This is a genomic window from Deltaproteobacteria bacterium (assembly GCA_019308925.1).
Classification (GTDB): domain Bacteria; phylum Desulfobacterota; class B13-G15; order B13-G15; family RBG-16-54-18; genus JAFDHG01.
Map to the genome: position 1 here is coordinate 1 of JAFDHG010000073.1, position 11,091 is coordinate 11,091.

General features: G+C 48.0%; 11 protein-coding genes and 1 tRNA gene. 5 read left to right on the forward strand and 7 right to left on the reverse strand.

Going from position 1 to position 11,091, the window contains the following annotated elements; all coding sequences use genetic code 11:
* The first annotated feature begins 644 nt into the window (after positions 1–644).
* Positions 645–1,244: a hypothetical protein gene (locus JRI46_10835; protein ID MBW2040064.1), complete on the forward strand. Its 600-nt coding sequence runs from the start codon at positions 645–647 to the stop codon at positions 1,242–1,244.
* Positions 1,241–1,636, forward strand: coding sequence for a type II toxin-antitoxin system PemK/MazF family toxin (locus JRI46_10840; GenBank protein MBW2040065.1), 396 nt, complete (start codon positions 1,241–1,243; stop codon positions 1,634–1,636). The genes JRI46_10835 and JRI46_10840 overlap by 4 nt, the downstream gene beginning before the upstream one ends.
* A 182-nt stretch (positions 1,637–1,818) precedes the next feature.
* On the opposite strand, the gene JRI46_10845 is transcribed toward JRI46_10840, so the two are convergent.
* From JRI46_10845 to JRI46_10875, 7 genes are all read right to left on the reverse strand, one after another.
* A tRNA-Gln gene (locus JRI46_10845) sits at positions 1,819–1,892 on the reverse strand.
* A gap of 138 nt (positions 1,893–2,030) precedes the next feature.
* Entirely contained in the window at positions 2,031–2,435 is a 405-nt protein-coding gene (locus JRI46_10850) for a putative toxin-antitoxin system toxin component, PIN family (protein MBW2040066.1), read from the reverse strand.
* Positions 2,436–2,681: a ribbon-helix-helix protein, CopG family gene (locus JRI46_10855; protein MBW2040067.1), complete on the reverse strand. Its 246-nt coding sequence runs from the start codon at positions 2,679–2,681 to the stop codon at positions 2,436–2,438.
* A gap of 181 nt (positions 2,682–2,862) precedes the next feature.
* A complete protein-coding gene (locus tag JRI46_10860) occupies positions 2,863–3,924 on the reverse strand; it encodes an XdhC family protein (protein ID MBW2040068.1) in 1,062 nt (353 codons plus the stop codon).
* Positions 3,908–5,323, reverse strand: a complete 1,416-nt coding sequence (yqeC, locus tag JRI46_10865; GenBank protein MBW2040069.1) for a putative selenium-dependent hydroxylase accessory protein YqeC — start codon at positions 5,321–5,323, stop codon at positions 3,908–3,910. The genes JRI46_10860 and yqeC overlap by 17 nt, the downstream gene beginning before the upstream one ends.
* Positions 5,324–5,326: 3 nt before the next feature.
* On the reverse strand, positions 5,327–6,139 hold the full coding sequence (locus JRI46_10870; GenBank protein ID MBW2040070.1) for an EF2563 family selenium-dependent molybdenum hydroxylase system protein: 813 nt from the start codon (positions 6,137–6,139) through the stop codon (positions 5,327–5,329).
* Positions 6,140–6,143: 4 nt separating this feature from the next.
* Entirely contained in the window at positions 6,144–7,163 is a 1,020-nt protein-coding gene (locus JRI46_10875; GenBank protein ID MBW2040071.1) for a molybdopterin-binding protein, read from the reverse strand.
* A gap of 220 nt (positions 7,164–7,383) precedes the next feature.
* Between JRI46_10875 and JRI46_10880 the strand changes: the two genes are divergently transcribed.
* From JRI46_10880 to JRI46_10890, 3 genes are all read left to right on the forward strand, one after another.
* Positions 7,384–9,318: a sigma 54-interacting transcriptional regulator gene (locus JRI46_10880; GenBank protein ID MBW2040072.1), complete on the forward strand. Its 1,935-nt coding sequence runs from the start codon at positions 7,384–7,386 to the stop codon at positions 9,316–9,318.
* A 321-nt stretch (positions 9,319–9,639) separates the two neighbouring features.
* Positions 9,640–10,044, forward strand: a complete 405-nt coding sequence (locus JRI46_10885; protein ID MBW2040073.1) for a hypothetical protein — start codon at positions 9,640–9,642, stop codon at positions 10,042–10,044.
* Positions 10,045–10,066: 22 nt separating this feature from the next.
* Positions 10,067–11,047, forward strand: coding sequence for a TAXI family TRAP transporter solute-binding subunit (locus JRI46_10890; protein MBW2040074.1), 981 nt, complete (start codon positions 10,067–10,069; stop codon positions 11,045–11,047).
* The last annotated feature ends 44 nt before the right edge of the window (positions 11,048–11,091 follow it).

Here is an 11,091-nt window from a genome sequence, read left to right on the forward strand (position 1 = left end):
CCGCCGGACCTTTTGTATCCCTGACAACAAGCTATATAGAACTGCCGCCCCCCTCCAAATTCATCTACAAAACCAGCCCCGCCGCTACAGCTACAGGATTCGGAGACAGCACAAAAAAGAGAAGCCTACTGGCGGTCACAGGTAGGCATCGTCACGGGCGCAGGTCATGAAATTAAAAAAGGGGTTAAAACTAACCCCTTAAAATCATTGGCTGGGGGACCAGGATTCGAGGATTCACGGAGTCAGAGTCCAAAACAGAGTAATTCAGGAGAGCCAATGTTTTCAGTTAATTAGCTGATCTCATTGGCTTTTCCTGTGTCTTAATAAGTTGGGAAATATTAGATTAAGTTAGGATGTTTGAGGTAGATTGAGCACAAAATGGGCACAGTTTTGGGGGGATAAATTTGGTGAAGTGTTGACTCAATCTAAGAAATAACCTAAATAATTTTAATAATTGATAACTTATTGCAAAAACTGATATATCAAAGATGAAAAAAGATATTGACATGATAATTGAAAAAAGTATAAAAGATGCTTTACAAGCTAGCTAATTGTATCATAATATAAATAAATCAAAAAATTTAATTGTGCAAATTTTGGTCCCCGGCATGCTTTTTGCTGGCTTTAAGTAGGGAGGGTATCCTATGGCTCAAACACTAGCATTGGAGAGATTTGAAGGAAGGACCTATGGAATCCTTTTGCTGCAAAGCTATGTCCGCCGCTTATCAGGCGCCTGTTTGGTACACCTTCTCATTCGAGTTGTAATATTCCAATGTCACCGAACAATACAATATCTTGAAAAAGTTCGTGGCCTTTTTAAAACTGAGGATATCCACAAATTATTACCTCTGTTGAGAGAACTAGCAGAAAAAACCGATCAAACTGTTCAAAAGCTTCGTTACCTTCAACCACACCATCCTCGCTTATTTTCTAAGCCACTTTTGAAGAATTTAACCAGAATTCGGGATTTTTTTAAAATTGAATCAGAGGCGCTTCAATTATTTATAGATCCTCAGGGCAAGGAAGAGCTATATAAAGCAATTACTAGTCCCCATACGAAAATCGATAAAAAAACAATGGAAGTAGCTCAAATCTTTGCGAGAAGCAAGATTAATTCTTTTGGAAGAAGAATAAAGGAGAGAGAGATTCTTCATTCTGTCACGTTACCAAAAGACTTAGAAAAAGCGGAAAAAGAGCTTGTTAAAGAAGCAGATATTTTCTTCTCCGAAAACTGCCCAGAATGAGCTTAGCGTATCCAAATTTCCCTTTACGCCGAGGAGACATATATAAAATTAAAGTAAAGTATACTGAAGATCCTACCGAGGGAAAAGAGCGGCCGGTATTAGTACTTAGAGATGAAAGGTTTGATAAAATAACTAGTTCCCATACAACCGTAGCTTCTGGAACTTCTAATAGTAAATATGCTAATTATCCACTTGCCCTTAAGGTAGATCCAAAAAAGATAGAAGGCCTAAAACTTGATAAACCAACCTTTTTTCTCGCTAACCTGTTGTACACGATAGATAAACAAAAGTATTTTGCTGGGCAACCATTTATTGGACGTCTTAGTGAAAGTCTTATGAAACAATTTGACGTACTGCTAGTACTTGCCCTACAAATAGACTTATATAAGTAACCCCCCCCGTATACTCTTTGATCTTTAGTTCCAACCCTACCAACCCAAGTACAAAGATAATGGATACTTAAACTAGGCCCCGCGAAGGGGCCTTTTTGTCGGGGATTTTTTGGGGAGGCGTTTTTTGTAACGTGTAATAAAAATGGGTCTGACTGGATGGAGCCAGACCCATTTTTATTCTATGGCTGGGGGACCAGGATTCGAACCTGGATTGACGGAGTCAGAGTCCGCTGTCCTACCGTTGAACGATCCCCCAGTCTGAATATTAATTTACCTGAAGTCCTGTGATGCGTCAACGCCTTTTATACTGTGAACCTCTTTGCGCTTTTGCTCCCCCCAGGGCACCGAGAACCGCCAACCCCGGATTATGCGATGCCCGTCCGCTTCTTTTCCTCTAACGAAGCTTTTCTAACAACTTATCAGGAGCGACAATCAAGATATCCTTGAAACTCATCAAGTTTAGTAGATGACTATCACCGGTTATTATATAATCAGCCCAAGCTTCCAAGGCACATTCCAAGATCCGATTGTCATCTGGATCTTCAGCCACTACTTCGATTCTCTGTGATGGATAGACGAAATCAGCTAGACCAATCAGCTCAGCAAGAATCGTCTGCACTACCTCTGCGCTGAAATCGAACCTCGGTCTTCGTAATACTCCCTTTAGTTCTTCCAATATCGGTTCTGAAACACAGACCTGTATCTCCCCTCTGAAAGCTAATTCAAGAATCCGCCTCGGTTTACCACCAAACAGAATCGCAGAAGTCAGGACATTTGTGTCCAGAACAACTTTGATCATCTACTTCTTTTTCTCTTTTCGATAAGCAGCGATTTCCTCCTTGATATCCGTTTCCGTGATTCCCTTTGTTTCAGCCTTGATTCGACCAAGGTCAAAGACCCTTTTCCACTTCCGCTTACGCTCAATATACCCCCTGGCCGCCTCACGAATGAGTTCTGAGCGAGATCGCGATTCTTCTTCCGCTACCTGATCAATTTGCTTGAGTAATTCTTTATTGAAAGATATGTTGACTGTGCTGGATTTCATATCAGACCCTCCATACATACAAAGTATATATACAATCTTTGTATATTGTAAAGTGATATCTACAAGGTGATGTTACATTGGTATAGTCATGGTTGCTAGGGAGGTGTGAGGGGGTATAGGCAGCATCAATCAGTTCCTGAGGCAACAAAGAAGTAGTAGATAGGTCTATACCACGTGCCTGTTATACCTTCCATGTCTTCTCTTGAGAGGGTTTGCCCTCTGCCCTTACCTTGATCAGCTCCGCGACGATGCTCACGGCGATCTCCTCAGGGGTCTCTGCATTGATTGCGAGGCCGATGGGGGCATGGACCCTCCCCAATTCCTCTTTGGTATAGTCCTCCTGCCTCAGTTGTTGATAGATGAGGTCCCGTTTCCGGCGGCTCCCGATCATCCCGATGTAGCGGCACTCTATGGGCAAGACCTGCTTCAAGACCGTGTAGTCGTGCATGTGTCCTCGGGTGGCGATCACCATATAGGATTCCCTGTCTGGATCGATCTTTTGCCCAACCCCTTCGAATTTCTCCACCCATATCTCGTCGGCTTGAGGCAAATGTTCTCGGTTGGCGTATTCTGCGCGGTCGTCGATGACGATGACCTTGAACCCCACCATATTGGCCACGGGGGCGAGATGGCGGGATATGTGTCCTGCCCCGAAGATGTATAGGGTGGGTTCGGAGAAGATCGGTTCCAGATATAAGTCTCCCCCTCGATAGGGGAGGAGTTGAACCTTCTTCTCTTTTATGACCTTTCGGGCTTCTGTGAGGGCATCCCCTTCTAACCTTAAGGAACCCAAGCCCTTTCCATCGGGGAATACAAGCCCCTTGGTCCCCACTGCCTCCCGCAAGGGTTCGGTGGCGATAAAGGTGGCCAAGGCTACCTCCCCTCCCCTCTTTTTTATTTCAAGCAGCGTGGCATAGAGCTCTCTGAGCCCTGGTAAGAGAGGTTCAATGAGGACCTCGACGTTTCCCCCACACAGCATCTCCGTTTCGGCCACCTCCTGGCCGGTGAGGTGAAAGGCCAAGACCTTCGCCTCTCCCGGGGTCCATACCCCTTTGGCCTCTTTCAGGACCTCGGCCTCAATGCGTCCGCCCCCCACGCTCCCTAGGGACGACCCATCCGCCCTGATCAACATCTGGGCCCCTCTTTTTCTGGGGGCAGAGCCCACCTGTTGGATGACAGTGGCCAGGATTACCTTTTTTCCCTCTGTCAAGAGCCGCAGGATCTCCTCATAGATCTCTCTCATCTGTGCCCTTCCTCCTGATGACCTCCACTATGGGACGGCGGTAAAAGAGCCTTCCCAGCACAACACCCTCTATCCGTTGATCCCCGTTGCGCAAGACCTCATGGGCCACCTCCCTTCCCCCCTCCAGCCCTTCCTGGGTCTCGACCTTGTTGAGAAAGGGGATGACTCTTGCCCTCGGAGGGGTGCCCTTGATAAGCCCCTGGGGGTGGATGATCAAGCTGGCTATGACTTGGGGGGTGATGGGATCCCCTATTGTTGCCCCTGTCAGCTCCGCGATGCGACTAGGGCGAAAGGCCGCTTCTTCGCCCAAGGGTCTTCCCAGGGCGTCGATTCCCACCATGGGGATGAGGAGGGATGTAGCTGGGGGAACTACCGGTTCATGGTCTGCGGGGGCCTTGATAGGGAGCCTCTTGGCCCCATCAGCCTCTACGATGATATGGTCTATTGGTAGTTCCTGATCTATTCTCTCTATCAAATCAGGACTCACCTCCCCTATTTTTTCTCCTGCAAATTTCTTGGCAGCCAACGTGACATGGCCGTAGGAACTAAGCCCTTCCCGCACCAATTCCATGGCCCGCGTATGGTTCTCTTCTATTATCAAATAGGAAACTTGTTCTCCAGTGGGCTCAAATATCTTGGTAGTAGTAGTAGTTATGACCTTGGCACCCCTTGCACAGAGTTCTTCTGCCAGGGCGAACAGCAGGGCCGTCTTTCCCCCTGCTCCCACCAAGGATATGATCTCATGGTGCCCGAGGCAGAGGGCCTGGGCTAAACCAAGGTCTCCTCCTCCTCCTACCTCCTCCTTTCCCTTTCTCAGGATTACCCACAGGCCCCCCTCCTCCGAGATCTCTGCCTCCTCTTCCAGGGACGCCTCCTGGATCATCCTGGCTACCTCCTCCTTTGTTGTCCATCTCTTTCCCAGCAGTTTGTTTAACCGCTTTGACTCCTCGGCTTTCTCCCCTATCAAGGCCAGAGGGGTGTGGGGCCCATACCCACCCCCCAAGATGGCAAGCCCTTCTGGTCTCAGCACCCGGTAGACCTCCTGTAGGATGGAGGGGGAGAGGAAGAAAAAGGCCCCTCGGAAGATCACTAGGTCAAAGCTTTGGTTCAGAAAGACCAAAGGGAACAGAGGAGAGGGTTTAAACATTATCCTCTTGGCATGGGTGGTCCCCCTTATCTCTTCTTTCAGGGGGTCGAAAAGCTCCAACAGTTCCCCGGCAATTACTATCTTCCAATGTGGTGAGAGGGAGAGGAACTCCTTGCTGATCCCCCCGGAAAAGGGGCCCAGTTCCAGCACGTCCCCCTCCTGGTCGCCATATAGGTCCATTACATAGCGGGCCAGGTAGGGATAGACCTCCTCCCAAAGCCTATTTACCTCTCTGATTACCCTGGGGTTCATCCATTAAAGGTTGAAGTGCGCAAGGATGGCCTCCAGGACGCTTCCCCCGACGGCCCTTGCCTTATCCGAAATGGTATAGCAATTTTCCCTTACCCCTCTGGGGTCCACGTCACCGGCCTTTAATCCCTTGTGCACCTCCGTTCCCTCCCGTAGCAGCCCCCTGATCACCCCCTCTATGGCCGTCCTCATCGGCTCCCCTTCTACCCAGGCTATTACCTCCCCCCTTTTGACCATGTCCCCGATCCTCTTCGCCAGGCGAAAGGTACCATCCCTGGGTGCCCGCACGACCCTTTGGGCACTCACCCCGGCGATCTCCCCAGGCACCCCAGTGTCCGGTTGGGCCGGGCCGTTGTAGATGACCCTCCCCAGGTAATGCCCCCTGTTGGTCTCGACGACCACATCTACATCCTTCCCCGCCCAGAAACCTGGTCCCAGACCGATGACCAAGGGTGCATCCCCTTTATATGTGCCGGTATTTCTTTTGGCCAAGATGGCGTCCACGATCACATGGGGCCTCATAACCTCCCTGGAGGTCCCCTCAGGGTCGATGAGCAGCGGGATCTTTCCCTCCTCCCAGGTGGCATAGACCTCTTGGGGGGAGGGGATGTGTTTGGCCGTTATCCCTTCTACCTCTTTTTCTTCTTGGAAGATGGCCTCGCAGAAGGAGACCTCCCTCCTGATGCAGAGGGGTTGCGGGATTTCGGTCAGGAAGACCTTCAGATGTGAGCTAAAGAGCCTGTGGGCCACCCCGCTGGCCATCTCCCCCCCTCCCTTGATCATCACGAGGAGGTTCCTTAGGGGGGTCCTCTCGTCCATCAGTTTAACCTTTACCAAAGGGGCAGATGGGGAAGCGGCAGACCTCACACCCCAGGCACAGCCCCCCATGCCCCATCCTTATTATCTCCTTGCGGGTGATTTGCTCTCCGGCCAATACCCGGGGGAAGATGAGGTCAAAGATGGTGGTTTGATAGTAAAAGACGCAGGCGGGAAGCCCCAGCAGGGGGATCCCGTCCAAGAGGGCATAGAGGAACATCGCCCCGGGAAGGACAGGAGAGCCATAGGAGATGATCTCTGCCCCTGCCTCCTCTATCCCCCTTTTGGTGACATCGCCGGGGTCGATGGAGAGTCCGCCCGTGCTCAAGAAGACCTCTCCCCCCATATCCTTCAACCGCAGCAAGGAGCTGGCGATTTGTTCGGGGTCATCCGGGACAATGACCTTCTCCAAGATGTTGGCCCCGTAACCTTTTATTTTTCTCCCCACCATTTCGTCAAAGCTGTCCCTGATCCGCCCATGATAGACCTCATTGCCGGTCACCATCACCCCCACCCTCTTCAACTGATAAGGGAGGATGTCCACCACCTTTTTATTCCTGCAACTGTCCTCCACCCATTTAACCCTCTGCTCGGCAATGGTTAAGGGGATTATCCTGGTAGCGGCCACCGTGGTTCCCTCTTTGCAGGGGGTATTGTTGTGGAGGGTGGAGACGATGATGTCTCCCATGGAGTTGATCCCCTCTAAGAGGGCTATGTCTATCCGCAGCAATCCCCTCCATCTGGCCTGCAAGGAGACCTTGCCTTCCTCTGGGCTGGAGAATTCTATACCTGGGCCGGCGATGGCCCGGGCGATGCGCATCCCCGCCTCATCCTCATGAAGCTCCCCTTCCCCAAGCTCCAGTACATATATGTCCTCATTTCCCGTATCCAGGAGTAGGGGGATATCCTCCTCTTGGATGATGTGACCCTTCTTGAAGACCGCCCCCTTGAACTCGCCCGGTACTATCCTGGTGAGGTCATGCCCCACTACCATCCCGATGGCCTCTTTTACCTTTACCTTGCGCATCCTTCCTCCTATCTACTGAAATTATATCTTAACGATCCCAAGGCCCATTGTCAATCTGTCCCTAAGACACCCTTTTTGGAAGAGAAGTTGTAAAAGGCCCCCCAAAAAGCTATAATCAAGTTTGAAAAATATTTTAGGGTTGCAAGATGAAAAGATAGGGAGAAGAAGAGTTTTCTTGGCGTCTCAAGTCTTGATATAAAATCTGGAGGTTTAATAGGTTATGAAGATAAAGATTGGGTTTATTTGTTCATTTTCCATGCAGAAAGAGATGATAAAAAGGGTAGCTGATGAGCTTTACGATAAAGTAGAGGTATTAATTGACCTAGGGGTTTTGGAGGAGGCTATACCAAATGCAAGGGGCCTGGAAAGGTCGGGGGCTGAGGTTATTGTGAGTTGGGGAGGCACTGCCGCTTTATTAGAAAAGGGACTCTCTACCCCGGTAGTCAGCATTCGGATTCCGGATTTTGACGTTATGAGGGCGGTTAAACAGGCGGGCAAGTTTGGGGAAAAGATCGCTCTTATGACTCCTGAACCCTTGAGTGGGTTGGACCTATTAGAAGAGCTGTATGGTGTCAAGATTAAGCAGGTTATCTTTAGCAACCAAAACGATTTTAGGTATGGAATGATAGAGGCATTTAACGAAGGTTATGAAGTGGCCATAGGCAAAAGTTATGTCACCCTCGATATGGCTAAAGAGTACGGTAAAAAAGCGGTCTTAATTACCTACAATCTGGAGAGCGTAAGACAGGCCTTTCACGAAGCTATAAGGATTGCTACCCTCAGACGAAAAGAAAGAGAGGAATATACCCGTTTAGAAACAATATTTAATTCTTTGACTGAGGGTGTTGTTGTCGTTGACAATCTGGAAAGAGTTACTTTATTTAACCCTGCGGCAGAGAGGATCTTGGGTATCAACACCCATGAGGCTTTGGGCCAACCCATCAGTAGTATATTGCCTTATAACCGGATTACAGAGGCATTGAAGCATGGGACAAGTTTAGATAATGACTTTCTTACTGTTGGGGGTACTAACATCATCGCCTCTCATATGCCTATCCTCCTTGAAGAGGGAATACTGGGGGTGGTTTCGACCTTCCGTGAGGCCTCTGAGATTCAGAAGATCGACAGCAAGATCAGGAAGCAAATGATTTCCCGGGGGTTTATTGCCCATTACAGCATCGACCACTTTTCGGTATATAGCTCGGCGATGAAGAGGGTTATTGAACAGGCAAAGAGATTTGCCGCGACGGATTCAACCATCCTTCTCACCGGGGAAACTGGAACAGGGAAAGAGGTTCTTGCCCAAGGCATTCACCGCTTGAGTTTGAGAAGCCGAAAGCCCTTTGTTGCGATAAATTGTAGTGTCCTTCCCGAAAGTCTGTTGGAAAGTGAGCTCTTCGGCTATGAGGAAGGGGCATTTACTGGAGCCAAAAAAGGGGGGAAAATAGGTCTATTTGAGCTAGCACATGGAGGGACCCTGTTTTTAGATGAGATAGGTACCATGCCGATAAATCTGCAGTCGAAGTTGCTCAGGGTCCTTCAAGAAAGAGAAGTGATGCGATTGGGAGGGGAACAGATTGTTCCCATAGACGTCCGGATCATAGCTTCCACTAACAAGGATTTGGGCGAAGCAGTTAAAAAAGGTTTGTTTCGGGAAGACCTGTATTTCAGGTTGAACATATTGGCAATTAGGATGCCATCGTTAAGGGAGAGAAGAGAAGATATCCCAGATCTGGTTTCAAAGTTTATTTCCTATTATTGCAAAAAATATGGGGAAAAAGAGATCTCAATATCTAGCAAGATGTTAAGAGAACTTAAAAATTACTGTTGGGCAGGAAATGTAAGGGAGCTTGAGAATATAATAGAAAGATTTGTGCTCTTGTATGGTGGATCTGTAAGGGGTGATTTATTGTTAGATGAGTTATTAGATCACAAGGTTTGTTGCGGGGGGAGAAGGCAACTGTATGAGGTCAGGGCCTTGCCAGAAGATATTAGCAAAGGATCTTTATTGGGAAAGACTATAAAGGAACAAGAAAAGGAACGGATTATAAGAGTCTTAGACAATACCGATTTTAATATATCACGGGCTGCTTCGCTATTAGGGATGAGCAGGAGTACCCTTTATAGAAAATTAAAGGCCTTCAATCTGCATTGATATGTATCAATTTGTATCATTAATGTATCGTTTTGTTTAATAATGAGCTCATGTAAAATGGGTTTTTCCTGTTTTTTAATTTGTAACACATAAAATACTTGTAAAATCAGCAAGTTATAGCTTTCCATCTAAAAAGGCAAACACGGCATATTTCTTGCTTTTTAAGCGCAGAAGAAAATTGTAGCTCAGAGGGGGGAATTTCTGTGCGGGAGGTATGCTGATTTTTGCTATCTGGAAGGTAAGAAAGGGGGTGATAGTGGCAAAGTCTGGTTGGAGAAGTCGTATGCGCTATATCATTAAACAGCAAGAGAGGAGGAGATTATGAAACGTTGTAGATTTGTCATTATCGTGGGGGTTGTGATCTTACTCTTTGGTGGCATGACTTTTTTGGGTTGTGCCACGCTCAGCCCCGAGGCGGGTAAAACGAAAGAGGCTATAACTTATGAAGTTTGCCCCAGCGCAGAAATCACCAAAGTAGACTACTTCATGAAGAAATATAAGGGCGCGCCAAGGCTCCACTTCACTGTGGCCATAAAGAATATCTCAAAGGAGCCCAAGAGATACCGACTCCAGATCTTTCTACCAGAAGGTCCATCCAGTGGCGGATTCTATCCGAGAAAGGGTAAACCACCTGTGATCAAACCTGGCCAGGAGCATAGCCGAACTTTTCCTATGTATTTCAGCGGTCCTCCTACGGGGTTTACCATGGTGGTGAAAGAACTATAAAAAGGGAGAAGGAGGGAGTGACATGAAAAAGATAACAATAATAATATCTATCTTGTGTATGGTTTCCATCTTTACTTTCGGGATAGCAACTAACTCTCATGCGGTAAGATTTCTCTCCTTCGGGACAGGGAGCCCTGCTGGCACCTATTACTTTTTAGGGGCGGGTTTTGCGGCGATAATCAATAAATATGTCCCGGGGGTAAGGGTTACGGCCGAATCAACAGCAGCATCAACAGAGAACGGCCGTTTGATAATCCGGGGAAAGATGGATATGGGCTTGGCCTGCATGGGGACCTTAGATGGCCTCAAAAAACAAGGCATGGATGTGGACAAAGTACGCCTCGTTGCCGTTGGTCACACCAGCGATGTCCACTGGATTGTGCGTAAAGGTTCACCCCTCAAATCCATCAACGATTTTAAGGGTAAGGTCATTGGCGTAGGACCGGCGGGAAGTGCTACATTGAACATCTATTCCAAAAAGCACTTAAAGGCGGGTTGGGGACTTACCTTCGACGATTTTAAACCTAAGTATCTGGCCTTTCATGAGATCACCACCGGGATTCGGGATAACACGATAGATGCAGGGATCATTGCAGCCGGCTATCCCATAGCAGCTGTTATGGAGTTGGCCCGTGATATCCCTATTCGTCTCCTAGAGACAGAACCAGAGGCCTTAAAGAAGATGCAGGCCAAGTTCCCAAATGTGGTCCCTTTCATCATACCTGCAGGTACATATAAAGGCATTGATAAGGATGTCCATACCTATACCCTGCCCCAGATGTGGATCTGCAGGACGGACCTTCCTGAGGATCTGGTCTACAAAATCATAAAGGCGGTCTATGATCACTCAGAAGAGCGCAATGCTATCCATCCCATGGCCAAAAAGTATACAATAGAAAATGCCTTCAGAGGGACCAAATCTGTTCCCGTAGGTTTTCACCCAGGGGCCATTAAGTATTACAAGGAAAAGGGGATATGGGATAAGAGGGCCAAGTATCAATGATAAATGACTGAACTGAAGGTGATGTTTTTGCCGCGGTTTTCTTT

Coding starts and splice junctions, on each gene's coding strand:
- JRI46_10880 (MBW2040072.1), top strand. CDS start 7,384: ATGAAGATAAAGATTGGGTTTATTTGTTCATTTTCCATGCAGAAAGAG.
- yqeC (MBW2040069.1), bottom strand. CDS start 5,323: ATGAACCCCAGGGTAATCAGAGAGGTAAATAGGCTTTGGGAGGAGGTC.
- JRI46_10835 (MBW2040064.1), top strand. CDS start 645: ATGGCTCAAACACTAGCATTGGAGAGATTTGAAGGAAGGACCTATGGA.
- JRI46_10840 (MBW2040065.1), top strand. CDS start 1,241: ATGAGCTTAGCGTATCCAAATTTCCCTTTACGCCGAGGAGACATATAT.
- JRI46_10890 (MBW2040074.1), top strand. CDS start 10,067: ATGAAAAAGATAACAATAATAATATCTATCTTGTGTATGGTTTCCATC.
- JRI46_10870 (MBW2040070.1), bottom strand. CDS start 6,139: ATGGACGAGAGGACCCCCCTAAGGAACCTCCTCGTGATGATCAAGGGA.
- JRI46_10850 (MBW2040066.1), bottom strand. CDS start 2,435: ATGATCAAAGTTGTTCTGGACACAAATGTCCTGACTTCTGCGATTCTG.
- JRI46_10885 (MBW2040073.1), top strand. CDS start 9,640: ATGAAACGTTGTAGATTTGTCATTATCGTGGGGGTTGTGATCTTACTC.
- JRI46_10860 (MBW2040068.1), bottom strand. CDS start 3,924: ATGAGAGAGATCTATGAGGAGATCCTGCGGCTCTTGACAGAGGGAAAA.
- JRI46_10855 (MBW2040067.1), bottom strand. CDS start 2,681: ATGAAATCCAGCACAGTCAACATATCTTTCAATAAAGAATTACTCAAG.
- JRI46_10875 (MBW2040071.1), bottom strand. CDS start 7,163: ATGCGCAAGGTAAAGGTAAAAGAGGCCATCGGGATGGTAGTGGGGCAT.